The following is a 26132-nucleotide window of genomic DNA, read 5'->3' on the forward strand; positions in this document are numbered from 1 at the left end:
ATAGATTAAAAAGAGCAAGTAATTAGAATGTTAGATTTATCACCACTACAAAATAAGCGAATTGTTGTGTTGGGCTTAGGCCTAACCGGCATGTCGTTTGCTCGCTTTTTAGCGAGCAACGGGCTTAGCTTTGCAGTAAACGATAGTCGCGCTGAAAACGACAGCTTTGCTCAATTTAATCAACAATACCCAACTATTGAGTTACATACAGGGCAGTGGCATCAAAGTTTAATTGCAAGTGCTGAAGTATTGCTAGTAAGCCCAGGTGTCGATCTGAATCAAAGTGAAATTGCCAATAGTATTGCGCCAAATTGTCAGGTCTGGGGCGATGTTGAGCTTTATGCAAGATTAAAAGAAACTTCTGTCGTTGCCGTTACCGGCTCTAATGGCAAATCAACGGTGGTGACTTTGTTGAACCATGTTGGCCAGCAGTTATCAATTAATACCCAGCTTGGCGGTAATGTTGGTGTGCCAGTGCTAGATACTTTGGATAAAGACCCTGAGTTACTTATTTTAGAGCTATCGAGTTTTCAGTTAGAAACCACATCAAGTTTAACGCCGAAAGTAGCCTGTGTGCTGAATTTATCGGACGATCATTTAGATCGTCATCAAACCATGGCTAATTACCAACGTATTAAACAGCGAGTGTATTTAGGTGCCGAACACGGCGTATTTAATCGCCAAGACGCTGCCACGGTTCCAGAAGTGTCAATTGATACAGTCTCGTTTGGCATAGATCAGCCAGCTCATGGTCAGTTTGGTATTGTTGCCCATAAAACTGAAGAGCAACAAGCCTATTATTTGGCATTTGGTGACCAACGTTTAATTGCGCTAAGTGAATTGCCACTTAGTGGAATGCACAATGCGAGTAATTGCTTAGCGGTACTCGCTATCGGTTATTTACTTGGCTGGGATCTCAACCAAATGGTGCAGGCAATTCGCTCATACAATGGCTTGCCACACCGCTGTCAGCCGATAGTCACTAACGATGGCATACAATGGGTGAATGATTCAAAAGCAACCAATGTTGGCGCAACCATTGCCGCAATTGAAGGCTTGGCACCGACATTAACTAGCGACAACAAGTTAATACTTATCGCTGGTGGAGAAGGAAAAGGCGCTGATTTCGAACCACTGCATTCAGTATTGGCTAATCACGTTAGTCATGTCATTGCTTTGGGTAAAGATCAGCAGCAAATACTAGCTATCAGTAGCGATGGCATTGCGGTTGAAAGTTTGCAGCAAGCGGTCACTTTTGCCAAAGAGTTAGCACAACCAGGTGATATGGTCTTGTTATCGCCAGCCTGTGCCAGCATTGATATGTTTGCTAATTACACTGAACGTGGGCAAGCATTTACTTCAGCAGTTCTAGAGCTGGGCACTTCACAAGAGGAAATTGCACATGGCAGCTAACTTCTCTTTACGTGTGATGACCATGCCACAAGTGCCTGAGTGGATGAAGGTAGAAACCAATGCCAATGTTACTTTCGATCGCACTTATGTGATATTAATGGTGACTTTATACACCATAGGCTTGGTTATGGCGGCAACGTCATCAATGCCAGTTGCCGAACGTTTATTTAACGATCCGTTTCATTTTGTCACACGCCACGCAATTTATATTGGCTTAAGCATTGTTATTGCAGCCTTTACTTTACAAATCCCAATGAGTTGGTGGCATCAAAATAGTGGCAAATTATTGTTGTTAACCATTGTCTTATTAATGGTGGTGTTATTGATTGGTCGCTCAGTTAATGGTTCAACTCGCTGGATTGTGTTGGGACCCATTACTGTTCAGGCGGCAGAGCCGGCAAAACTATTCTTTTTTTGCTACTTGTCTGCTTATTTAGTGCGTCGCCGTGACGAAGTAATGGAGAACATCAAGGGCTTTGCTAAACCATTGATTGTATTTGGTGTTTTGGCAATGTTGTTGCTATTGCAACCAGACTTAGGAACAGTGGTTGTAATGTTCGTAACCACCTTTGGTCTGCTATTTTTAGCGGGTGCGAAATTATGGCAGTTTATAGCTGTTGCGAGCGTTGGCGTCGGTGCGCTATCATTGCTCGCTATTTTTGAACCCTATCGCTGGCGCCGCGTTACCAGCTTCCTTGATCCTTGGGCAGATCCCTTTGGCAGTGGCTATCAATTAACCCAGTCGTTAATGGCGTATGGTCGTGGCGAATTGTTTGGTCAAGGCTTAGGCAATAGCATTCAAAAATTGGAATATTTACCGGAAGCACACACTGACTTTGTTATGGCTGTGCTTGCCGAAGAGTTTGGTTTTGTTGGCATAAGCGCCATTTTAATTTTGAGTTGTATTTTAGTGATTAAGGCGTTGTTGCTTGGCCGTCAGGCCGTGAATAAAGAAAAGTATTTTGAAGGCTTTTTTGCCTATGGTATTGGCATTTGGTTTTGTTTTCAGGCTGCAGTAAATATTGGTGCAAGCGCTGGTATTGTGCCAACTAAAGGCTTAACTATGCCTTTGGTTAGCTATGGCGGTAGCTCAATTATTATTATGACCATTGCCGTTGTTGTCTTGCTAAGAATTGATCATGAAATTCGATTGCAAAGTCTACAAGCGACGAAATCAACCCGTCGTCCTGCTAAGCAAGAGAGTAAACAGGAGGCTGCTGATGTCTAAACAGCCTAAATTACTGGTGATGGCCGGTGGCACCGGTGGCCATATTTTCCCAGGCATTGCAGTAGCTAGAGCATTAGAAAATGAAGGTTGGGATATTCATTGGTTAGGTACGGCAAAACGTATGGAAGCCGATATTGTGCCAAAACACGGTTACCCAATTTCTTTTATCAATATTGCTGGTATGCGTAATAAAGGCTGGCAAGAATTGATCAAATTGCCGTTCAAATTATTACAGTCATTATTGCAATCAATTCGTGTTATCCGTGGGATTAACCCTGATGTTGTCTTAGGCATGGGCGGATACGCCAGTGCGCCAGGTGGTGTTGCTGCTTGGCTACTTGGTAAGCCGTTAGTGCTGCATGAGCAAAACGCCGTTGCTGGTATGAGTAACCGTTATTTATCGCGTATTGCCAAACGTGTGTTATGTGCGTTTCCGGGAGCATTTAAGCCACGAGTTCATGCTGAAGTTGTAGGCAATCCACTACGTAAAGAAATGGTGGAATTAGAGCAAGTAGTCTCGGTACAGCCAACTACCACTAAAAAAGTGCTAGTGATTGGTGGTAGTTTAGGCGCACAAGTATTTAACGAAACTGTGCCAAATGCCATTAAACAAATTCAAGTACAGCAAATTCATATTTGGCACCAAACCGGTAAAGGTAATGCCGAAGATGTAGAGGCGCGTTATCAAGCGACAGAATTACCGGCAGAGCGCATTAAAGTTTCTGAGTTTATCGACAATATGGCTGAAGCCTACAACTGGGCGGATGTTGTGGTGTGTCGTGCTGGTGCGTTGACGGTTTCAGAATTGGCAATGGCTGGTAAGCCCGCAATTTTTATTCCACTGCCACATGCGGTAGATGATCATCAAACCAAGAATGCTAATTACTTGGTTAGCCGCGGCGCTGCTAAATTAATCGCCCAAAAAGATTTTAACGGTACAACTTTAGCGCAAATGTTAAATAGCTTATTTAGTTCAGATACCGTGATTCGAAATATGTCAAAGGCGGCATTAGATGCCGCTCATGCAGACGCCACTACCAAAGTTGCAAATGCTTGTAAGGAGTTAGTGGCACATGGTTAAACAACAAGTGAATAGTCAATTAGCTTCGATAAAAATGCCAGAAATGCGTCGCGTTAAGCAGATTCATTTTGTTGGTATTGGTGGTGCCGGTATGGGCGGTATTGCTGAGGTCTTGCTTAACGAAGGTTATCAAATTTCAGGTTCTGATATTCAGGAAAATGCCTTCGTTCAACGTTTAACGGCATTAGGTGCTCAAATTAATATTGGTCACCAAGCCAGTAATATTGAAGGCGCTAGCGTGATTGTGGTTTCTACTGCCATCGATCATAGCAATCCTGAAATTGTTGCAGCATTTGAGCAGCGTATTCCTGTTGTGCGTCGCGCCGAAATGCTCGCAGAATTGATGCGCTTCCGTCACGGTATCGCCATTGCTGGTACGCATGGTAAAACGACAACAACTAGTTTAATTGCCAGTATTTTTGCCGAAGGTCAGCTTGATCCAACGTTTGTTATTGGCGGGTTATTAAACAGTGCTGGTACCAATGCTCGTCTAGGTAATAGCCGTTACTTAGTGGCTGAAGCCGATGAGTCAGATGCATCATTTTTGCATTTGCAGCCAATGGTTGCTGTCGTTACCAACATTGACCAAGACCATATGGAAACTTATCAAGGTGACTTTGAAAAGCTTAAAGATACCTATTTAGAGTTCCTTCATAACTTGCCGTTCTATGGGGTAGCGATCATGTGTATTGACAACCCAGTAGTGCGTGAAATTTTACCGAAAGTGGCAAGGCAAGTGATTACTTACGGCTTTAGCGAAGATGCTGATGTTCGTGCCACTAACTATCAACAAGCGGCTGATAAGAGCAGCTTTAGCGTGGTCATTGAAGGAAATAAAGCATTTGATGCCACGGTAAATTTACCTGGTCAGCACAATGTGTTGAATGCGTTGGCTGCGATAGCTGTGGCAAATGATGAAGGCGTTGCTCATGGCTCAATTATCAAAGCGTTATCTGAATTCCAAGGTATTGGTCGTCGTTTTGAGCAGTTAGCAAATTTATCAACAGCTGCTGGTGAAATGGTGTTGGTGGATGATTATGGTCATCACCCTAAAGAAGTGGAAGTTACCATCAAGGCAATGCGTAATGGTTGGCCGGAAAAACGCTTAGCCATGGTATTTCAGCCGCATCGTTATTCTCGTACCCGCGATTTATTTGAAGACTTTGTTGAAGTGTTATCGGAAGTGGATAGCTTATTTTTACTTGATGTATATGCCGCTGGTGAAACGCCAATTGCCGCAGCAGACAGCAAGTCTTTGGCACGCGCGATTCGACTGCGCGGGCAAATTGAACCGGTTTATGTTAGCGACGTAGATAAGTTGCCTGAGTTACTGGCTAATCAGTTACAAGATGGTGACATGGTGATAACTCAAGGCGCCGGCAATATCGGTGCGATCGCGAGCACGTTAAGTGCTCATCCGCTATTGAACACGTCTAATTTAAACTCGGCTAAGTTAACTACGTCTAAGGTAGGGCAATAAATGACAGAAGTTAAAAATGTTGTGGTGCTGTATGGCGGAAATTCTGCCGAGCGTGAGGTGTCACTGAATTCTGGAAAAGCGGTAGCAAACGGCCTTAGCCAAGCTGGATTTAATGTTGAATTAATTGATACAAAATTTACTGCAATTGCCGAATTAGCTGAGAAAAATATTGATTGTGTATTTATCGCGCTACATGGTCGTGGCGGTGAAGATGGCTGTTTACAAGGCGCGCTAGAATATTTGGGTTTACCTTATACCGGCTCAGGAGTTTTAGGCTCAGCACTGTCGATGGACAAAGTGCGCACTAAACAAATTTGGCAAGCACAAGGTTTACCGACAGCGCCATTTGAATTAATTGAAAAGTCCCATTTTGATATGGCTAATTGCGAGCAAGTGCTAGCGCGTTTAGGTGGCATGGCCATGGTTAAACCTGCGACTGAAGGTTCAAGCATTGGCATGGCAAAAGTCAGTGATGCACAGGCATTAGCTGCTGCGTTAACCAATGCTTTTGAGTTTGATGAACGCGTATTAGTTGAAGCGTGGATTAATGGCCCTGAATTTACTGTGGCGATTTTAGGTGAAGAAGCCCTGCCAGCAATTCATATGGAAACGCCACGCGAGTTTTATGACTATGAAGCGAAGTATCAAAGTACAACTACTGCTTATCATTGCCCAAGTGGTTTATCCGATAACGATGAAGCTGAGCTTAAAGCGCTTGCAATACAAGCATTTAACGCCGTTGGTGCCAAAGGTTGGGGTCGCGTTGATGTGATGCGTAACAACCAAGGGCAATGGCAGTTGTTAGAGGTAAATACCGTACCAGGCATGACAGAAACTTCGTTAGTGCCAAAAGCAGCGAAAGTATATGGCTTAGATTTTAATGCATTAGTGACACGCATTGTGGAGTTAGCTAACGTATGAGCCAAGCCGCAATGACCACTAACACAGAACAACCGAACCAAGGTGGCACTGCTGTGCACTGGACGTTTTGGTTGGGCTTAGTGTTTTTTTTGTTAGTGGTTATCGGCATGTTATCGGTGGGCTGGTTTGTCGGCAAACGGGTAAGCGCAGAAGAAACCTCACCAGTGACGTCGGTAGTGATCAGCGGTGAAATGCCTTACACGGTAGAGAACGATATTTTAACGGCTATTGAGCCGCTTAACATTGGCAACTTTTTTAAAGTGGATGTTAACCAAGTGCAGCAACGTGTCAATCAATTGCCTTGGGTATATTCGGTAGCGGTGCGTAAGCAATGGCCGAATGAATTAAAAATTTATGTGGTTGATCAGTCGCCAGTAGCCCGCTGGAATGGTGATTTTTTTATCAATCAATTTGGCAGCGCGTTTCAGGCATCAGCTGATCGGGTAAAGCAAAAGTTACCAGAATTTTTTGGTCCTGAAGGGAGTGAGCAAATAGCGCTAGACAACTTTAAAAGTTTAAGCGGTTTATTAGCTTATCGGAATTTAAGTATTGATGAGTTAGTACTTACTGAACGCTTCTCATGGCAGTTAACCTTGAGTGATGGCGTGCAGTTAAATTTAGGCAGGGAAGAGCGAGGGGGGCGCGTACAGCGTTTTATGGATATTTACCCTCAAATAAAACAGTATCAAAAAGATGATGAAGTAATTGATTATATTGATCTTCGTTATGACACCGGAGTAGCGGTCGGTTGGAAACCCGCTGCTCAAGAGCAAAGAGTTTAAGTGATGGCAAAAGTGGCAGACAGAAAATTAGTAGTAGGGTTAGATATCGGTACATCCAAGATATCTGTCGCCGTGGGTGAAATTACCCCAGAAAATAAATTAAGCATTGTTGGTGTCGGCAATCAACCATCGCGAGGCATGGATAAAGGCGGCGTTAACGATTTAAATTTGGTGATCCAATCAATTCAGCGAGCAATTAACGAAGCTGAATTAATGGCAGATTGCCGAATTAGTTCTATTTATCTGGGCATTTCAGGTAAGCATATTAGCTGTCAAAACGAAAATGGCATGGTGCCAATTAGTGATAACGAAGTAGTGCAAGAAGACGTAGATAACGTGATTCACACTGCACGCTCGGTGCCTATTTCGGCTGAGCGACGCATGCTTCATGTGTTGCCACAAGAATTTAGTATTGACTGCCAAGACGGTATTAAAAGCCCAATTGGTATGTCTGGCGTTCGTATGGAAGCGAAAGTGCATATTGTTACCTGTGCCAATGACATGGCAAAGAATTTGGTGAAATGTGTTGAGCGCTGTGATTTAAAAGCGGATCAGCTAATTTTTTCAGCGCTAGCATCAAGTTATGCCGTTGTTACTGATGATGAAAAAGAATTAGGTATCTGCGTGGTAGATATGGGCGCTGGCACTATGGATTTAACGGTATTTACTGGTGGCGCACTACGCCACACCGCGGTAATTCCAGTGGCCGGTAATCAGGTGACGAGCGATATTGCCAAAATATTTAGAACACCACTGAGCCATGCTGAAGATATTAAAGTGCAATATGCCTGCGCACTTCGTCAAATGGTCAGTATGGAAGAAAGCATTGAAGTGCCAAGCGTCGGTGGCAGACCGGCTCGTACCATGTCGCGTCATACACTTTCTGAAGTCGTAGAGCCGAGATATCACGAATTATTTGAATTGATCCATGAAGAACTGCGTGAAGCAGGTGTCGTTGATCAAATTGCTGCAGGTTATGTTTTTACCGGTGGTACAGCGAAAATGGAAGGGGTAGTGGAATTTGCTGAAGAAGTATTCCAAATGCCGGTACGTATTGCTAAGCCATTGCCAGTTGAAGGTTTGTATGAATACGTGAGCGACCCTACATATTCAACGGTAGTTGGTTTATTGCATTACGGTATGAAAGAAAGTAGCAGCGAAGAAGCAAGTAAAAAGAATCCGGAAGGTGTGACTGATTTATGGTCGCGCGTTCTTGCCTGGTTTAAAGGCGAATTTTAACCGTTATCGCTAGTCGATAGCAGATGTTTATTTTTGGTGGAACAAAAAACGTTAATAAAACGGAGAGAAGAAAATGTTTGAATTGATGGAAGATCACAACGAAGAAGCAGTAATCAAAGTTATTGGTGTTGGTGGCGGTGGCGGTAACGCTGTTGAACACATGGTAAGTCAAACCATTGAAGGGGTTGAATTTATCACAGCTAATACCGATTCACAGGCGTTACGTAACTCGTCAGCCAATGTTACCTTGCAGTTAGGTGGTGATGTAACCAAAGGCTTAGGCGCAGGTGCTAACCCTGAAATTGGTCGTCGTGCCGCTGAAGAAGATCGTGAAACGATCCGTCAAACGCTACAAGGTGCCGATATGGTATTTATCGCTGCTGGTATGGGCGGTGGTACTGGTACAGGTGCAGCACCGGTTGTTGCTGAAGTAGCGAAAGAAATGGGCGTGTTAACTGTAGCGGTTGTTACTAAACCGTTCCCATTTGAAGGCAAAAAGCGTATGAACTATGCCGATCAAGGTATTGAGTTTTTAGCGCAGCATGTTGATTCATTAATCACAATTCCAAATGAAAAATTACTGAAAGTTTTAGGTCCTGGTACTTCGTTATTAGATGCATTTAAAGCGGCAAATAACGTCTTACTTGGTGCGGTACAAGGTATTGCAGAATTAATCACCCGCCCAGGTTTAATCAACGTGGATTTTGCTGACGTACGCACAGTTATGTCTGAAATGGGGACTGCCATGATGGGTTCAGGTATTGCCTCAGGTGAAGATCGCGCACAAGAAGCTGCAGAAGCTGCAATTGCTAGTCCGTTATTAGAAGATGTCGATTTAGCTGGTGCTCGCGGTATCTTAGTTAATATTACAGCTGGCATGGATATCAGCATTGACGAATTTGAAACAGTTGGTAACCAGGTGAAGGCTTTTGCTTCTGAAAATGCTACTGTAGTAGTTGGTGCGGTAATTGACCCTGAAATGTCTGATGAACTACGTGTAACAGTAGTTGCTACAGGTATTGGCGCCGAGCGCAAACCTGATATCACTTTAGTTAACCCTGCGCCAGTAGTAGAGCAGCAAGTAGTTGGTGGTGATTATATTTCAACGCCACAGGCCGAACCTATGGTGAATGCGATGCCTGAAGCTAAAGAAGCTCCAGTGACAACATCACAGCGTGAGTTAGATAATTATTTAGATATCCCAGCGTTTTTACGTAAGCAAGCTGACTAATTTTATTAGTCAGCGCGCAGCGTTTAATGTGATATTTTGATTTTTTTGGTAATTTTTGGTACATTACGCCACCGCGAATTTAGGTGGTCGGATGTTGTCCGAAATTTTGGCTAAAGAAAAGGCGAACATGATTAAACAACGTACATTAAAAGATAGCGTCTCAGCAGTTGGTGTTGGTTTGCATAAAGGTGAAAAGGTAAGGGTCACTCTCCGTCCTGCGCCTGCTAATACTGGTATTGTATTCCGTCGCGTCGACTTAACTCCTGTCGTTGATATTAAAGCAACGCCAGAAGCTGTAGGTGAAACTACGCTTTGTACCTGTTTGGTTAATGAAGAAGGTGTGCAGATTTCCACCGTCGAACATCTTCTTTCTGCTGTAGCAGGTTTAGGTATCGATAACTTGATTATCGATGTCGACTCGCCAGAAATCCCAATTATGGATGGTAGTGCCTTACCATTCGTTTACTTGATTCAATCGGTTGGTGTTGAAGAGCTCAATGTAGCTAAACGTTTTTTACGTATTAAAAAACCAATCCGTGTTGAAGAAGGTGACAAGTGGGCTGAACTTGTGCCATATGAAGGCTTTAAAGTTGATTTTTCAATTGAATTTGAGCACCCAGTGATTTCTAAAACGGGTCAGAACATGACAATGGACTTAACTACGTCTTCATTTATCAAAGAAATTAGTCGCGCGCGTACGTTTGGCTTTATGAAAGATATCGAATTTTTACGCTCACATAATTTAGCGCTTGGCGGCAGTTTAGAAAATGCGATAGTGCTTGATGAGTATCGCATGCTAAACAAAGACGAATTACGTTATGACGACGAATTCGTTAAACATAAAATTCTTGATGCTATCGGTGACTTATACATGGGTGGCGTAAGTATTTTAGGTGAATTAAAAGCCTTTAAATCGGGCCATGCGCTAAATAATATTTTGCTTCGTGAAGTTTTCAAGCAAACGGATGCTTGGGAATGGGCAAGTTATGAAGATGAAGCGAAAGCGCCAATTATGTTCCAAGAAGTTGGCGCATTAAGCTAGCCTAACGCATAATTTATTAAAAGACCGGTTTGATACCGGTCTTTTTCGTTAATGCCAGTGCCAAGCGCTTGTTTTGCAACTAGCTATTAACTTAAGATTTATCGTATTAGAATTATTTGTACAATCGGGCTGCGCCTTTTAGTTATTGGCATTTAGTCGAAATTATGCCAAAGTGCTGCTCCGGTTTTTAGTCAAATTTGTTTTCAATTGAAAACTTGGGTGAAGGCTTATCACCAAGTTTGATCAGCGAGAGAACGATTAGCAACAATGAGTTTAACTTTATTATATCGTGGTAATAATGTCAGATTTTCAATGAAACTTAGCAAGCTTCATTGGTTGTCTGCTGTACTGATATTTGCGCTTGTCTCTGGCTTGATAGTACATTTATTTATTACCGCCAATAATGCGCCAATGGCTGACTCATTGGCAATTGACCTAGACAAACCTATCGAGCAACTCTCACCATCAAATAAGCCACAGGTTGTCGCACTTACCTTGAAAATAGCGGAACTGCAATCGCAAGTGTTAAGGCTAAATGCCTTGAGTGAACGTTTAGCAACGGAAAATAATATCCCCGAAGAAGAGTTTAATTTTGATACCTTGCCGCCGTCGGGTGGTCCTATTCAAGCGACCGATGAGATCAACAATAAAACGCTTGCAGATCTGTTATTAGACATAGATTTACTAGAACAAAATCTTGGTCAGAAAGAAAAACAATTAAAAATACTTGAATCACTAACGCTAGGTCACCATATACAAAGTAGCAGTTATTTGTCAGGCCGACCGATTGAAAAAGGGTGGTTATCTTCATACTACGGTGTAAGAAAAGACCCATTTAATGGCCAACCGGCAATGCACAAAGGTGTTGATTTTGCGGGTAAAGAAGATGCGCCAATTATTGCTACCGCTTCTGGTGTGGTGAGTTGGGCAGGTGAGCGCTATGGCTATGGCAATTTAATTGAAATTGATCATGGTGATGGCTATAAGACTCGATACGGGCATAACAAAATATTGCAAGTGCAATTAGGTGATGTTGTTGAGAAGGGTCAAATTATCGCAAAAATGGGTAGTACTGGGCGCTCAACTGGGCCCCATGTTCATTACGAAATATTACGCAATAACAGTCAAATCAACCCAATAAAGTACGTTTATCGTAAAGCAAAGTAACTTAAATAAGTAAATTTTACTTACGGCAGTGCTTACTGCTGTGAAATTTTTTTAGTTGAAGAATTGTCTTCCCAAAATGGTTTAACAAGATGTTTGTAAAGTTAATAACAAAAATTTTTGGTAGTCGAAATGACCGACTACTTAAAAAAATGCGCAAAGAAGTAAATACAATAAATGCGTTAGAGCCAACAATCGAAGCGCTAAGCGATGAAGAGCTAAAAGCGAAAACCGCGGAATTTCAAGAGCGAATTGCTAATGGTGAAGCCTTATTAGCCGTTTTACCAGAAGCTTTTGCGGTGGTACGCGAAGCCAGTAAACGCGTTTTCGGTATGCGCCATTTCGATATGCAGTTAGTTGGTGGCATGGTGTTAAACCAAGGTAAAATTGCAGAAATGCGTACAGGTGAAGGTAAAACATTAACCGCCACATTACCGGCCTATTTAAATGGTTTAACGGGTAAAGGCGTTCATGTCGTCACCGTTAATGACTACCTTGCTAAACGTGATGCTGATTGGTCACGTCCTTTGTTTGAGTTCTTAGGGTTAACGGTTGGTTGTAATATTCCGGGTATTTCTCAGCCAGAGAAAAAAGCCGCGTACGCATGCGATATTACTTACGGTACCAATAATGAATTTGGTTTCGATTACTTACGTGACAACATGGCGTTTACTCCAGAAGATCGCGTACAGCGTCCATTAAATTTCGCAATTGTTGATGAGGTTGACTCAATCTTAATTGATGAAGCAAGAACGCCTTTAATCATTTCGGGTCAAGCAGAAGATAGCTCAGCGTTATACCGTGCAATTAATGAAATTGTGCCAAGTCTTGAGCGTCAAAGTGAAGAAGATAAAGACGAAGAAACTGGTCAATCAGAAGATTTCGTCGTGGGCGACTTCACTGTTGATGAAAAAGCCAAGCAAGTTTATTTGACTGAGCGTGGCCAAATTAACATTGAAGAAATTTTACAATCAAAAGGCTTGATCAAAGATGGTGAATCTCTGTTCGACGCATCGAATATTTCATTATTGCATCATGTAATGGCTGCGCTTCGTGCTCACAACTTATTCCAAAAAGATGTTGATTACATTGTTAAAGATGACGAAATCGTTATCGTTGACGAACATACTGGCCGTACGATGGAAGGTCGTCGTTGGTCTGAAGGTTTACACCAAGCGGTTGAAGCGAAAGAAGGTGTAACCATTCAAAATGAAAATCAAACACTTGCTTCTATTACTTTCCAAAATTACTTCCGTATTTACAACAAACTGTCAGGTATGACAGGTACTGCAGATACTGAAGCTTTTGAATTTAACCATATTTACGGTTTAGAAACTGTGATAGTGCCAACGCACCGTCCGATGATCCGTAAAGATATGGCGGATTTAATTTACTTAACCGCAGAAGAAAAATACGAAGCAATTTTAGAAGACATTAAAGATTGCGTTGAACGCGGTCAGCCAGTTTTAGTAGGTACTATTAGTATTGAAACTTCTGAGTTTTTATCTGCTTACCTTAAAAAAGCTAAAGTTAAGCATAAAGTGCTAAATGCTAAATTCCATGCTCAGGAAGCTGAAATTGTTGCTGAAGCCGGTAAAATTGGTGCGGTGACTATCGCCACCAACATGGCCGGTCGTGGTACTGATATTGTACTAGGCGGTAATTTAGATGCGGCAATTGCTAAGTTAAGCAATCCAACCGACGAGCAAATTGCGAAAGTAAAAGCAGAGTGGAAAGAAGAGCACGACAAAGTATTAGAACTTGGTGGCTTACATATTATTGCGACAGAACGTCACGAGTCACGTCGTATTGATAATCAGTTGCGCGGTCGTTCAGGGCGTCAAGGCGATGCGGGTTCTTCACGTTTCTATCTTTCTATGGAAGATGGATTAATGCGTATTTTCGCGTCTGAGCGTATTGCTAATATGATGCGAAAACTAGGTATGGAACGCGGTGAAGCCATTGAACATCCTTGGGTAACTAAGAGTATTGAAAATGCCCAGCGTAAGGTAGAAGGTCGTAACTTTGATATTCGTAAGCAATTATTAGAATTTGACGATGTTGCCAACGATCAACGTAAAGTCATTTACGAACAGCGCAATGAATTGCTAGATGAAAGCGATATTGGTGAAGTAATTGACGCGATTCGCTCAGATGTAATTAACGGTGTTATTGACCAACATATTCCACCACAATCATTAGATGAAATGTGGGATATTCAAGGCTTAGAAGAGCGCTTGAAAGGTGAGTTTAATACCGAGCTGCCAATTGCTAAATGGTTAGAAGAAGATAAGAGCTTACACGAAGAAACGTTACGTGAAAAAATTCTAGCGGAATTTGAAGCAGCGTACCGTGCTAAAGAAGAAATGGTTGGTGCTGATGTGCTACGCCAATTCGAAAAAGCGGTTATGCTACAAAGCTTAGACTCACATTGGAAAGAGCATTTATCGGCAATGGATCACTTGCGTCAAGGAATTCATTTACGTGGTTATGCTCAAAAGAACCCGAAACAAGAATATAAGCGTGAGTCGTTTGAGTTATTCTCAGAAATGTTAGATAACTTAAAATATGATGTGATTGGTATTTTAAGTAAAGTACGTATTCAGGCGGAATCAGATGTTGAAGCGGTAGAAGAACAGCACCGCAAAGCTGAAGAACTACCAAAGCATTACCAACATCAGGAAGCGGAAAATGAAGTTGCACCGCAGCAGCAACGTCAGCCACGAGTAGGGCGTAATGATCCGTGTCCATGTGGTTCTGGTAAAAAGTATAAGCAATGTCACGGTAAGCTAAGTTAAAATTTTAAAGGCCGTCGCTGTTAGGCTGAATTTCATTATTGATTGTACTCATGTAGGGGCTACATTCCGTGCAATCAACTCGAACTTCAATCGATCAGCTTAGGCAAGATGGCTCAAACATAAGGGGATTAATTTCCCCTTTCTTATGCCCAGATAAAAGAGCCCAGATAAAAGAGCCCAGTTAAAGTAGTATTAGGGAAAAGCATATGAAAGTTATACAAGTCGCTGTTGGCGTTATCTTAAATAATGGCAAAGTGTTTTTAACTAGAAGGCACTTAGACGTTCATCAGGGAGGGAAATGGGAATTTCCTGGTGGCAAGGTGGAAAGTGATGAAACTGTCGCTCAGGCGCTTGCTAGAGAGTTAAAAGAGGAAGTTTCAATTGATGTGCTTGCGTGTCAGGAATTCATGACTATTAATCATGACTATGGTGATAAACAGGTTAAGCTTGAAATATTTATTGTTGATCAGTATCTAGGCGAACCTAATTCAGCCGAAGGTAATGATCAGCAGTGGGTAACACTTGATGAGTTATCTAACATTGATTTTCCAGAGGCCAATGTTGCTATTGTAGAGCGTTTACAAACTCAACAGAGCTAGTAAAGCTAATTACTTGCTTAGCTATGGCCTGATGGAAATGCTATTCTGGCTCAACAAAAAACTTATGGTGTTGAATAAACTGATCTTCCAGTGCGTCTAACATTTCTTCAGAGATCGGATCAGCACTTTGCATTGGCTGAGAAATTTTATGATTTTCTTCAGCCCAATCGCCTAGATCTATTAGCTTGCAGCGTTCGCTACAAAAGGGGCGAAAGCTATTTGCTTCTGTCCATTGAACATCTTTTTCACAAGTTGGGCATTTTACAGTTAATGTCATTGGGTACCACTAATTAGCTAGGCTGGAAACACTGAGCGAAGTATATCGCTAGCACTTGGCTAATTCAAATGAGGTTGCTTGATTCAGGTACTTTTTGCCCACTTGTTCGCAAGGCAGCATAAAACGAATTGAATAGCGGAATTTGTTGCCACTCACGGTGGGATAATATTTAGCGTTAGCAGAAAGTTTAATTCGAAGTAGTAATAATCCTTCGCCATTATCTTGAAAAAAACCACTTTCAGTATTAATTGAGGTAAAGTCACTTCGCTGTCGAATAAACTTTAATACCAGCTCAATCGACTGAGCAAGTACGTCTAATTTTGTTATCCACTCTAGTTGATCTTTTTTAATTGTCGATGTTGGCTGATTTAACCAGAATTGCAATTGTGGTAAATCAAATAAAGAGCTACCCCCTTGAATGGCAAAGCGCTGCTTTATCGACGATAATAACTTGTCTTCGCGAAGTGCACTCCAAGGTAATGCTTTACTACGAAGTATGCAGGTTAAGTTGACGATTTGTTGCAAGTTTTCCGCTAATGCAGAGCCATCTACTTCCGGTGATTTAGACCAAACAACTAAATGCTGCTCTAATTTTTCCAGATCTTTTATTAGCTCGCCGCGAATATCATTTCTTTCTAACGTATCAAGTATGGCGAACAAGGCGTTAAAGAACACCTGATAGTTGTCAGTGATGTTTTCTGATGAACAATGGCTTGCCTGAGCGATGAGTTGCTCAAGTTTTAGGTAGTTTCTGATACGCTCATTGAGCGGGTGTTCATATAAAACTGTTGCCATAGCAATATGTTAGGTTAATTGTTGCACTTATACTAACGACTTCGAATGCAAATGGCGAATAATTTTCATTTAACCGTCATATTTGTTTGCTAGCGGCTTATATGATTGACAAATAGTGTTAGCGGAAGCCTTTAGTTATTAGTTTGTGCCAGCGCTAGGTATTTATGGTGCAGTAGTTCAACTTGTTGTTCGACTAGGCTTAAGTCAGCTTCACTATTATCAATAACGTCATCGGCTAATGCTAGCCGTTTGTCTCGTGCTATTTGGGCAGCAATGATATTTTTAATGACTTGTATATCGCAATTATCTCTAGCTGTTGCACGCTTGATTTGGCTTTGTTCATCAACATCAACCACTAGTACACGATTAACTATTTTCTCTAGACCATTTTCTAACAATAACGGTGCGACAATAATACAGTAAGGCGATTTGCAAGCGGCGACGTCTTTAAGTAACTTTGCTCTTATTAGCGGTTGCATTAAGTTATTGAGCCAAGTTTGCCGCTGTTTATCTGAAAAAACGATTTCGCGAAGCTTAGCACGGTTAAGCGTGTTATCTTCTAGTAAAATATCTTGGCCGAAATGTTCGGCAATTGCTGTAAGGCCTGGTGTGCCAACTTCAACAACCTGACGTGCGACAATATCAGCATCAACAATATCTATGCCTAATTTAACGAACATATTAGCAACGGTAGTTTTGCCACTACCAATACCGCCAGTTAGTCCTATGATCATAAAATATGCTTTCTATCTAACCGAGCTGGTTTAAATACCATTGCCAAATAGGATTGCCCCACAGCAAACATATCCAGCCAGCGACTGCTAAATAGGGGCCAAAAGGAATTGCCTGATCACGCTGATGATTCTTAAAGACCATTAGCGCAATGCCAACAATAGCCCCAACTAATGACGCCATTAAAATCAGCAAAGGTAGCAATTGCCAGCCCATCCAAGCGCCAAATAGTGCAACTAATTTAAAGTCACCAAAGCCCATACCTTCTTTGCCCGTTAGCAGTTTAAATAGCCAGAACACACTAAATAAACTTAAATAACCTGCCATAGCGCCAATAACCGCATCTTCAAGCGGAACAATTGTGCCATTAAGATTAATTAATAACCCTAGCCATAAAAACGGTAAGGTGATTTGATCAGGCAACAGCATATGATCGAGGTCAATCATGGTTAAGGCAATCAGGGCAAAAGTTAACAGCAACACCCAAAATGCTGTCCAGCTAACGCCGTAGTGCGATGCGACAACTACACCAAGTGTGGCGGTAATAAGTTCGATAATTGGATAACGTTTAGATATTGCTGCTTGGCACTTGCTGCATTTGCCTTTTAAAACAAGCCAGCTGATAACGGGAATATTTTCATAGAACTTAATTTGGTGGCCGCAGTGTGGGCAACTTGAATTAGGTTTAGATAAGGTGATAGCGTTTAATTTACGAGTTGGCTTTTCTGGCACTTCATCGCTTAAAAATTCACGGCATTCCTGATACCAGTTATATTCCATGATTTTAGGCAGTCGATAAATAACGACATTTAAAAAGCTGCCAACAGCCAAAGAAAACAGCAATACAGCGCCAAAATAAAATGCTGGGCTTTGCTCAAAAGTAGTGAAGATATTGTCGATCATAAAATGCCTGAAATTTATAAATGCAAACTATATAAATGTTAACAAGATAATAAATATGGATAAAAGAAAGCCATTGTTAAACAATTGTCAGTCAACAGTTAACTAATGGCTTTCAATAATGTATTGAGTGCTTAAACCACTTGTCCAATTTGGAAAATTGGCAGGTACATGGCGATAATTAAGCCACCAATGACGACACCGAGAACTGACATAATCATCGGCTCTAATAATGCGGTTAAGTTATCAACGGCATTATCCACTTCGGCTTCATAAACATTGGCCACTTTGGCTAACATATCATCTACCGCGCCAGATTCTTCACCAATGGCAACCATTTGAATGACCATGTCAGGGAATATATTAGAGTTACGCATGGCTAAATTCATTTGCATACCCGATGATACTTCTGAGCGAATTTCTAATATTGCATCGCGATAAACAGCGTTACCTGATGCGCCAGCTGCTGACTCTAAAGCATCAATTAATGGTACACCGGCTGCAAACGTTGTCGATAAAGTTCGGGCATAACGAGCTACTGCTGCTTTATCTAAAATATCGCCAATAACGGGAATTTTTAATATTGACGCATCGACCTTATCTCTAAAATCTTGGCTGGATCTATGTGCGCGTTTAAATAAGTAACCTGCAATAAATAATGCACCTAAGCCAAGATACCAATAAGCTTGCATAAACTCAGAAATGGCAATTACTAATAAAGTAAAGGCTGGCAAATCCGCACCAAAGCTAGCAAATATTTCTTGAAACACCGGTACCACAAAAATTAGTAGTATTGATGTTACGATAATAGCAACAACAAGTACTGATATTGGGTAGGTAAGCGCCTTTTTAATTTTGGCTTTTAATGCTTCGGCTTTTTCTTTATAGGTGGCAATTCTATCGTAGATAGTTTCTAAGGCGCCTGATTGCTCACCTGAGGCAACTAAATCACAATATAAATCATCAAAATACCTAGGGTGTTCACGTAAACATTCAGACAGTGGAAGACCAGAGGCTAGCTTTACCCCTATATCGCCCAATAACTTTTGCATATTGGGGTTATCGTGACCTTTGCCGATCATTTCAATACTTTGGACAAGCGGCACACCAGCGCCAAGCATAGTTGCTATTTGTCTAGTGATATTGGCAATATCTACTGGCTGTATAGCTTTGGCGCCACCTCCTAAGCCAAATAGAGGTTTAGGTTTTTTCCTTATACGACCAGGAGTAATACCTTGTTTTTTTAGTTGGGTTTTTAGCTCTAAAATACCTGCAGCAGAAAGCTCACCGGATATTTTTTTACCTTTACGGTTAACCCCTTGCCAAATAAACGTATCATTAGCCTTAACTTTAACGCCTTTTGACGCCTTTTTCTTTGCTGCTGTTGATACTGCCATAGTTACTTCCTAGTTATTTAGACACTTTGATTAGACATTTTATTTAGGTGTTTTTACGCTTTCTTTAGGTATTGAGTAGCCATTACCCTGCAGTTACCCGATTAACTTCTGCTAAGCTAGTTACGCCATTCATTGCTTTTACTATGCCAGACTGCCTTAAATTATTGTAGCCTTCTTTTTGAAATTGTTTAGCGATATCTAATGAGTTACCACCTTCCATAATAATGGAGGCCACCTCTTGGGTAATTTTTACTACTTCATAGATACCTACACGACCTTTATAGCCGCCAGTACAGTCGTCACATCCTACAGGTTTATATATTTTAAAGCTGCCTACCTTATCGGCGGGAAAGCCCAGCTCAATTAAATGCTGGTGAGGGATATCATCTTCAGCTTTACATTGGGTACAAAGCCTACGCGCAAGACGTTGCGCGATAATAATACTTACAGAACTTGCCACGTTAAATGCTGGTACCCCCATATTAAGTAAACGAGTAAGGGTTTCAGCAGCAGAGTTAGTATGTAGTGTTGATAATACTAAGTGACCGGTTTGTGCTGCTTTTATCGCAATTTCTGCGGTTTCTAAATCACGAATTTCACCCACCATAACAATATCGGGATCTTGACGTAAGAAAGAGCGTAAGGCGCTAGGGAAGGTTAACCCTGCTTTTGTGTTAATTTGTACTTGGTTAATACCTTCTAAGTTAATTTCCACCGGATCTTCTGCGGTCGAAATATTACGCTCTGGAGTATTTAGAATATTTAAGCCAGTATATAAAGATACGGTTTTACCAGAACCAGTTGGGCCAGTTACCAAAATCATCCCTTGGGGTTGATCAAGAGCATCTAAATAAATTTTCTTTTGTTCAGGGTCATAACCTAGCATATCAATGCCAAGCATGGCACTAGATGAATCTAAAATCCGCATTACGATTTTTTCACCCCACATAGTTGGTAGGGTTGAAACACGAAAATCGATGGATTTTTTCTTTGAAAGTGCTAGCTTTATTCGACCATCTTGCGGTACGCGGCGCTCTGCTATATCAAGCTTAGACATAACTTTTAAGCGCGCAGCCATACGAGAAGCAAGTGAAACTGGCGGTTTAGCAATTTCGTTTAAAATCCCATCGATGCGAAACCGAATACGGTAGGCATGTTCGTAAGGTTCAAAATGTAAATCGGAGGCGCCTTTTTTAATGGCATCTAATAAAATTTTATTAATATAGACAACTATTGGCGCATCATCTTGCTCGTTGCCTACAGGCTCATTATCCGACTTTTCTTCCTGAACTTCTAAACCGGATAACTCATCTGAATCAATATCACTAATATCTAGCGCATCAGATTCAGACTCAAGAACAACATCTATGGTATTTTGTAAACTTTCTTCATCAACTAACACTAATTCTGAAGCATAGCCGGTATTAAATTGAATGTCTTCTAATGCATCATGTGCTGTTGGATCTGACATCGCAACAAATAGCACTTTGCCACGTAAATAAAGTGGTAGAGCGTGATGTTTACGAATCAACTTTTCATTACGTACACCTTCGGGTACTAAGGTGGTATCGAACTGGCTTAAATCAATTAAAGGAATGCCAAATGAGCGAGAAAAAATGGAAGCTAATGAATGACTATTTAAGTGTTTATCTTCGACCAAATAGCGAATAAACGACTTTTCTTGTTTTACAAAGTTATCACTAATTTCTTTAGCTTGTTCTGAAGAAATTAGATTATTTTTAGCAAGTGCTGATAGCAAGCTCGATTGCTGATGAATTCCTTTCATAACCTTCTATAACAGTATTAACTAATTAGTTGACTTTCAGTCTAGCTTAATTCAAAGCGGGAAAACAAAGATAAATAGTAATTAAGACAATAAAAAAGCCCTAACTAGGGCTTTTTTAAAGAATTTGAAAGAACTATTAACAGAAACCTTCTGCTAAACATGTACTTGATGGATCTATATCCCAGTTGATAGAGTTATTGGCTGTTAAGGTCGCCGTTAATATGTAATTTTCACCTGCAAAACCATCTGTAGAAACTGCAGTTGCGGTGATACCTGTCGCGGCAACTGTTACAGAAGCAACTAAGTCAGCATCAGAAGCTTTAAGTCTAGCACCTTCAACAGCAGCGCCTGCAGCAGTAGCTGTATTTGCACAATCAGCAAGCGTATTACCATTTTGAGTACAAATTTCCATTGCTGTTTTTACTGGGCTAATTGCTAAAACTACCTCAGTAAATTTAGCTTTTTGGGTATATGTTTGATACGCAGGCAACGCTACCGCAGCCAAAATACCGATAATCGCTACCACGATCATTAATTCAATTAGTGTAAAACCTTTTTGAGCTTTTTGAATGTTATTCATAATAAATAATTCCATCTTTCATTACGGGGGCTAATTGCATACTGCACCAAAAATTTAGATATGTAAAATATTGTAATCAATTATTTTTAAAAATTTATCAAAATTTAATAGAACGCTTGTTTTTTAACACAAAATTAACCTTATTTATTCTTAAAAATTATTAAGAAAAGCGCATTGATAAATCAATGGCATTAAGATGCTTGGTTAGTGCGCCGGATGAAATATAATCAACACCGGCTCTAGTATATTCAACGAGCGTTTCTTCAGTCATATTGCCCGATACTTCAAGTTTGGTGTGCTGAGTATGTGTTTGATTATAGGTTTCGGTAATATGTACTGCTTGTTCAATCATTGCCGTGGTAAAGTTATCTAACATAATAATGTCGGCACCAGCGGTTAATGCTTGATTAAGTTCGTCAATCGACTCAACTTCCACTTCCACTTTGATTGAAGGCTGGTTTTTACGGGCGGTTGAAATGGCTTTGTCGATACCGCCACAAGCGGCAATATGGTTTTCTTTGATAAGGTAAGCATCAAATAAACCTATGCGATGGTTAGTACCGCCACCACAACTTACTGCATATTTTTGCGCGCTTCTTAGACCCGGCAAAGTTTTTCGAGTATCGAGTAATTTCGTTTTAGAATCACCTAACGTATTAACGTATTGTGCAGTTAAGGTCGCGGTACCTGATAACGTTTGTAAAAAGTTCAATGCAACACGTTCACCGGTTAATAAGGTACGTGCATTACCGTTAAGCTCGCATAGTACGGTATTGGCTTTAACTTTTTCGCCATCATTAACAAACCAAGTAATGTTTGTAGTTGATTCTTGTGTGGCATCTAATTGCTTAAATACTTCATTGACCCAAGCTACACCACAAATAATTGCTTCATCGCGACAAACGATAGTCGCTACAGCTTGATTTTCAGCAGGAATAAGCATCGCAGTTACATCATGCTCTGCACAAATGGGTTGATCTTCTTTTAAGCCTAAGTCTTCTCTTAATGCCCATGAAACTGTGTGTGTAATATCTTGCAAAAGTGCTTGTGGCAACATTTGTTCTCTTTCTCTATGAATTAATGCATTGGTGAATGTGAAATTAATCTTGTACCTTACGTGACAGTTAATGTACGCAGTGATTAACGTTGTGCGGTAGTTAACGTTGTGTTAGTACAAGTTGATTTCCAGTTTGGCTAAATTCTACCTTTTTTAGTGCACTCATGCCTAAAAGAATTTCGTCGCTTCTCATGGCTGGGTTAATGTGAGCATTAATGTCATACAAATAAATATTACCAATCGACAGTGAATCAAGGTGAGTACGATAAACTGTTACGGTACCGTTGGCTGTTTGTACTGGGTAAGACCCCGTGCCGGTTAAACCTATTTGCTGGGCAATATGGCTAGGAATACTTACCTGCGTTGCGCCAGTATCTAACAAAAATACCACTGGCGTTTCGTTTATCGTGCCGTTAGTCACGTAATGTCCCTGTCGATTTTGCTTTAACGTGACACTTGCTTTACCGCTAGTTGATAGATGGCTGCTAGGTTGTTGATTAGGGTTCCATTGTTTATCTAAAACACCTTGAAAAATATAGACCAGTAGCGCAATAGCGATTATCCATGCTATCCAAATAAAGCTTTTGCCAAGAGAGTTGGAGTTATTATTCATAGTTAGTTATTGAGTAAAATTTATCAGTTTTGTTGCTAGTAATGATTGGTAAAATCGATAAAGCCTTATGCCATCGATAAAACTTAATGCCAATTGTATTTGACACTCGTTATATTATGATACGGAAAATTCTTAACTATGGCTTACTTTTTCACAAATGCTCACAATTAAAAACGGTTGGCTTGAAAATATTGAACATCAAGCATCTCCGCATTTTTCCCCGCGTGAACCTGATGCTGATATAAGCTTATTAGTGGTTCACAATATTTCTTTACCGCCTGGAAAGTTTGGCGGGCCATATATTACCGACTTGTTTTTAGGTCGGCTTGATAAAAAAGCCGACCCTTATTTTGCCGACATTTATCAACTAGAAGTATCTGCCCATTGTTTGATTCGCCGTAATGGCGAGGTTATTCAATATGTTTCTTTTGACGATAAAGCATGGCATGCCGGTATTTCGAACTTTGCTGGGCGCGAACGCTGTAACGACTTTTCTATCGGCATTGAATTAGAAGGTACAGATAATGAACCCTACACAGAAAGGCAATATCAGCAACTGGTCAGCTTAGTTAAAAAACTGCAAGAATCTTATCCACTTATTGTTCATAATAACATCGTTGGTCATTGTGATATTGCTCCTGGGCGAAAAACAGATCCAGGTGAGTCTTTTGACTGGCAATATTTCTATTCGCTACTGAAAAATTAATAATGGAATGTTTATGGGGTTAATTAGCCTACTTATTTCACTTGCTGCTGAGAAAAAATTGTCATCGCCTTTTTGGCAGTTTAATTATGTCTTTGGTCATTATATGAGTTTTGCTCAAAAGCAAAATTTTTATCAAAGTGTTAAAGGGGCACTATATCCTGTTTTATTGCTTGCTGTTCCGGTAATTATTGTTGCTTTTGTACTGGCTTTAATTGATGACTCTGCCATTGATTTATTGCTTTCTACAGTGGTGTTAATTATCTGTTTTGGCTGTGTAAAAACTCGCGATACGTATAAATGCTATTTGAAGTCTGCCTATCAAGGTGAATTAACCACTTGCGATATGCATTACCAACAATTGATATCAGATAAAAACTTACCCGATTATGGATTTGGTCAAACGCTAATTTGGCTAAACTATCGATATTACATTGCTGTGATGTTGTATTTTGTTGTATTTGGTGCAGCTGGTGCAGTGTTTTACCGGTTATTATGTAGTTTGGAAGAACAGCAACGTAACATTCGCCTTCAAGAACCAGAAAGCCCCGCTATAACTGATACTTATAGCAAAATTTTATATTGGGCCGATTGGTTGCCAGTGCGGGTTGCTTCCTTTGGCTTTATGCTGGTTGGCCATTTTTCCAAAGCTTTTCCTGTGTGGTTGGAAAACCTTTTCGAGGTAAATAAGCTGCCGCAATGTTTATTGATCGACGTTGCGCAAAAATCAGAAGATATAATGGTTGATGACAGAGACTGTACAGCAGAACCCTGCTTGCTGGTTAGATTGGCAAAACGTAATGTGCTTTTACTTCTAGCTACTGTGGCTGTGTTAACCATAACTGGCGTAATTAGTTAGAACTGCAATTTGCAAAACAAATAATATAAATGCATCCTTACCGTCATTGCGGCTTTCGCCGCAATGACGGTAAGGATGCATAAGGTTGTGGCTTTCTTCTCAATGACTAAAAGAAACATGATGACGAAGTAAATGCATAAGATCGCTGCTTACTCCAATGACCAAAAAATCATTGTCATGCCCGCGAATGCTAGTATCTCGTAAATATTTCAACGACTCATATCTAAACTTATATAGTGAGCTACATCTAAAACCGCATATTGATCTATAGCCCAACTAATACCTTTTGCGAATTATTAGGTAAACACTGTTCAGACCTCTTTGATAAATCTTGTCAGTAGCCCATTTTTATTGGTGTTGCAGCAAAAAATGCTTGTTCGCATTATTTTTCTCATCAGCTAAATTTATTTACAGCCAGTGGATTCTTTGTTAGTTTATTACCCTTAAAACTCATTGGTAAGACCAATTTACCATTTTGAGTTGCGTTTAAATTTGCAGTGCGGTTTAGGGTTTTGCTCAAGCTAAATTGCGATAAAAGTTTAATTAATTAAGTGAGAATGTTCTTAGCACAACATCACTTTTTAAAAATTGAAGGTTGTTAGTAAAGCGCTATGGTTGCTATTAACAGTGTGAAAACGAAACCACAAAAACTGTCGGATGTGATCTTATCTCAACTTGAGCAAATGATTGTTGAGGGCAGTTTAGTGCCTGGTCAAAAGTTACCTCCTGAACGAGAGCTCGCTGCTCAGTTTGAAGTTTCTCGACCTTCACTTAGAGAAGCCATTCAAAAGTTGGAAGTCAAAGGGTTAGTAACCCGTAAACAAGGTGGTGGTACTTTTGTCGCAGATAAATTGTTAAGTGGCCTTTCAGACCCTTTGTTTGACCTGTTAGCAAACAGCCACGAAACGCAATTTGATCTATTAGAGTTTCGTTACGGTATTGAAGGTATGTCTGCCTATTATGCAGCAATGCGTGGTACCGAAGCGGATTTTGAAGAAATCAAATTAAAGCATGAGAACATTGGTCATGCCCAAATAGAAAATGATTATCGCGCCGAAGCTGAAGCGGTATTTGAATTTTATTTAGCAATCTGCGCGGCTTCCCACAACGCTATTATGTTGCATTTAGCACGAAGTATGTCGAGCTTAATTATCGACAATATTGAACAAAATTTAACAGTGCTTGCTAGACGCCCTGATGTTTTTAGCAAGATAACTGGCTATCGTCGCCAGCTAATGGACGCGATATTAAGTGGTCAGCCACAAAAAGCTTGGGGTGCCAGTCATCGCCATTTGGCGTTAATTGAAGAGGTGCTTCTAAATTTAACTGAAGAGCGCAGCCGAATGGAGCGTTCAATGCGCCGGATGCAGCGTTACTGATTAGCGTCACTGTTCAGTGTCACTCATCAGTATTTAAAAGAAAATTAAGCGGATAGTTAATTTACTAGAGCAATTA

At 40.7% G+C, this 26132-nt stretch carries 24 protein-coding genes; 15 read left to right on the top strand and 9 right to left on the bottom strand.

The annotated features are described in order from the left end of the window. The first annotated feature begins 27 nt into the window (after nucleotides 1-27). The 12 genes from murD (at nucleotide 28) to mutT (ending at nucleotide 14978) form a co-directional block, all read left to right on the top strand. Complete coding sequence (gene murD / locus ACOB82_RS10225) at nucleotides 28-1413, top strand: UDP-N-acetylmuramoyl-L-alanine--D-glutamate ligase (protein WP_448212888.1); 1386 nt, start codon at nucleotides 28-30, stop codon at nucleotides 1411-1413. A gap of 16 nt (nucleotides 1414-1429) precedes the next feature. Further along, nucleotides 1430-2641: a cell division protein FtsW gene (ftsW, locus tag ACOB82_RS10230; RefSeq protein WP_448212935.1), complete on the top strand. Its 1212-nt coding sequence runs from the start codon at nucleotides 1430-1432 to the stop codon at nucleotides 2639-2641. Then, nucleotides 2634-3722 carry an undecaprenyldiphospho-muramoylpentapeptide beta-N-acetylglucosaminyltransferase gene (murG, locus tag ACOB82_RS10235; RefSeq protein WP_448212889.1) on the top strand — a complete coding sequence of 363 codons (1089 nt, stop codon included), beginning with the start codon at nucleotides 2634-2636 and terminating at the stop codon, nucleotides 3720-3722. Before ftsW ends, murG begins: the two co-directional genes overlap by 8 nt. Continuing rightward, on the top strand, nucleotides 3715-5202 hold the full coding sequence (gene murC / locus ACOB82_RS10240) for a UDP-N-acetylmuramate--L-alanine ligase (protein ID WP_448212890.1): 1488 nt from the start codon (nucleotides 3715-3717) through the stop codon (nucleotides 5200-5202). Before murG ends, murC begins: the two co-directional genes overlap by 8 nt. Beyond that, nucleotides 5203-6123: a D-alanine--D-alanine ligase gene (locus ACOB82_RS10245; RefSeq protein WP_448212891.1), complete on the top strand. Its 921-nt coding sequence runs from the start codon at nucleotides 5203-5205 to the stop codon at nucleotides 6121-6123. Further along, nucleotides 6120-6905, top strand: coding sequence for a cell division protein FtsQ/DivIB (locus ACOB82_RS10250; RefSeq protein ID WP_448212892.1), 786 nt, complete (start codon nucleotides 6120-6122; stop codon nucleotides 6903-6905). Before ACOB82_RS10245 ends, ACOB82_RS10250 begins: the two co-directional genes overlap by 4 nt. Nucleotides 6906-6908: 3 nt before the next feature. After that, a complete protein-coding gene (gene ftsA, locus ACOB82_RS10255) occupies nucleotides 6909-8144 on the top strand; it encodes a cell division protein FtsA (RefSeq protein ID WP_448212893.1) in 1236 nt (411 codons plus the stop codon). A gap of 73 nt (nucleotides 8145-8217) precedes the next feature. After that, complete coding sequence (gene ftsZ / locus ACOB82_RS10260) at nucleotides 8218-9375, top strand: cell division protein FtsZ (RefSeq protein ID WP_448212894.1); 1158 nt, start codon at nucleotides 8218-8220, stop codon at nucleotides 9373-9375. Nucleotides 9376-9502: 127 nt separating this feature from the next. After that, the gene (gene lpxC, locus ACOB82_RS10265) at nucleotides 9503-10417 is read left to right on the top strand and encodes a UDP-3-O-acyl-N-acetylglucosamine deacetylase (RefSeq protein WP_448212936.1); all 915 of its coding nucleotides are present in this window, start codon (nucleotides 9503-9505) and stop codon (nucleotides 10415-10417) included. 267 nt (nucleotides 10418-10684) lie between these two features. After that, the gene (locus tag ACOB82_RS10270; protein ID WP_448212895.1) at nucleotides 10685-11584 is read left to right on the top strand and encodes a M23 family metallopeptidase; all 900 of its coding nucleotides are present in this window, start codon (nucleotides 10685-10687) and stop codon (nucleotides 11582-11584) included. A gap of 89 nt (nucleotides 11585-11673) precedes the next feature. Further along, the gene (secA, locus tag ACOB82_RS10275; RefSeq protein ID WP_448212896.1) at nucleotides 11674-14379 is read left to right on the top strand and encodes a preprotein translocase subunit SecA; all 2706 of its coding nucleotides are present in this window, start codon (nucleotides 11674-11676) and stop codon (nucleotides 14377-14379) included. Between the two features lie 206 nt (nucleotides 14380-14585). Then, the gene (gene mutT / locus ACOB82_RS10280) at nucleotides 14586-14978 is read left to right on the top strand and encodes an 8-oxo-dGTP diphosphatase MutT (protein WP_448212897.1); all 393 of its coding nucleotides are present in this window, start codon (nucleotides 14586-14588) and stop codon (nucleotides 14976-14978) included. Nucleotides 14979-15018: 40 nt separating this feature from the next. On the opposite strand, the gene yacG is transcribed toward mutT, so the two are convergent. The 9 genes from yacG to ACOB82_RS10325 all read right to left on the bottom strand — a co-directional run bounded on the left by yacG (nucleotide 15019) and on the right by ACOB82_RS10325 (nucleotide 23115). Beyond that, a complete protein-coding gene (gene yacG, locus ACOB82_RS10285) occupies nucleotides 15019-15255 on the bottom strand; it encodes a DNA gyrase inhibitor YacG (RefSeq protein ID WP_448212898.1) in 237 nt (78 codons plus the stop codon). A gap of 48 nt (nucleotides 15256-15303) precedes the next feature. Beyond that, nucleotides 15304-16050 carry a cell division protein ZapD gene (zapD, locus tag ACOB82_RS10290; RefSeq protein WP_448212899.1) on the bottom strand — a complete coding sequence of 249 codons (747 nt, stop codon included), beginning with the start codon at nucleotides 16048-16050 and terminating at the stop codon, nucleotides 15304-15306. A gap of 131 nt (nucleotides 16051-16181) precedes the next feature. Further along, nucleotides 16182-16784: a dephospho-CoA kinase gene (gene coaE / locus ACOB82_RS10295; RefSeq protein WP_448212900.1), complete on the bottom strand. Its 603-nt coding sequence runs from the start codon at nucleotides 16782-16784 to the stop codon at nucleotides 16182-16184. Nucleotides 16785-16800: 16 nt separating this feature from the next. Beyond that, nucleotides 16801-17685, bottom strand: coding sequence for a prepilin peptidase (locus ACOB82_RS10300; protein WP_448212901.1), 885 nt, complete (start codon nucleotides 17683-17685; stop codon nucleotides 16801-16803). Between the two features lie 131 nt (nucleotides 17686-17816). Beyond that, nucleotides 17817-19079 carry a type II secretion system F family protein gene (locus ACOB82_RS10305; RefSeq protein ID WP_448212902.1) on the bottom strand — a complete coding sequence of 421 codons (1263 nt, stop codon included), beginning with the start codon at nucleotides 19077-19079 and terminating at the stop codon, nucleotides 17817-17819. An 82-nt stretch (nucleotides 19080-19161) separates the two neighbouring features. Beyond that, a complete protein-coding gene (gene pilB, locus ACOB82_RS10310) occupies nucleotides 19162-20865 on the bottom strand; it encodes a type IV-A pilus assembly ATPase PilB (RefSeq protein WP_448212903.1) in 1704 nt (567 codons plus the stop codon). Between the two features lie 136 nt (nucleotides 20866-21001). Then, complete coding sequence (locus tag ACOB82_RS10315; protein ID WP_448212904.1) at nucleotides 21002-21445, bottom strand: pilin; 444 nt, start codon at nucleotides 21443-21445, stop codon at nucleotides 21002-21004. A gap of 160 nt (nucleotides 21446-21605) precedes the next feature. After that, on the bottom strand, nucleotides 21606-22502 hold the full coding sequence (nadC, locus tag ACOB82_RS10320; RefSeq protein ID WP_448212905.1) for a carboxylating nicotinate-nucleotide diphosphorylase: 897 nt from the start codon (nucleotides 22500-22502) through the stop codon (nucleotides 21606-21608). A gap of 100 nt (nucleotides 22503-22602) precedes the next feature. After that, nucleotides 22603-23115, bottom strand: coding sequence for a retropepsin-like aspartic protease family protein (locus ACOB82_RS10325; protein WP_448212906.1), 513 nt, complete (start codon nucleotides 23113-23115; stop codon nucleotides 22603-22605). Nucleotides 23116-23272: 157 nt separating this feature from the next. Here ACOB82_RS10325 and ampD point away from each other — a divergent pair, with 157 nt between their 5' ends. From ampD to pdhR, 3 genes are all read left to right on the top strand, one after another. Further along, the gene (gene ampD, locus ACOB82_RS10330) at nucleotides 23273-23821 is read left to right on the top strand and encodes a 1,6-anhydro-N-acetylmuramyl-L-alanine amidase AmpD (RefSeq protein WP_448212907.1); all 549 of its coding nucleotides are present in this window, start codon (nucleotides 23273-23275) and stop codon (nucleotides 23819-23821) included. Nucleotides 23822-23834: 13 nt separating this feature from the next. Then, nucleotides 23835-24677 (top strand): beta-lactamase regulator AmpE, encoded by an 843-nt coding sequence (gene ampE, locus ACOB82_RS10335; protein WP_448212908.1) that lies wholly within the window; start codon nucleotides 23835-23837, stop codon nucleotides 24675-24677. A gap of 611 nt (nucleotides 24678-25288) precedes the next feature. Continuing rightward, nucleotides 25289-26056 carry a pyruvate dehydrogenase complex transcriptional repressor PdhR gene (gene pdhR / locus ACOB82_RS10340; protein WP_448212909.1) on the top strand — a complete coding sequence of 256 codons (768 nt, stop codon included), beginning with the start codon at nucleotides 25289-25291 and terminating at the stop codon, nucleotides 26054-26056. Nucleotides 26057-26132 lie beyond the last annotated feature (76 nt).

The organism is Colwellia sp. MEBiC06753 (assembly GCF_053470325.1).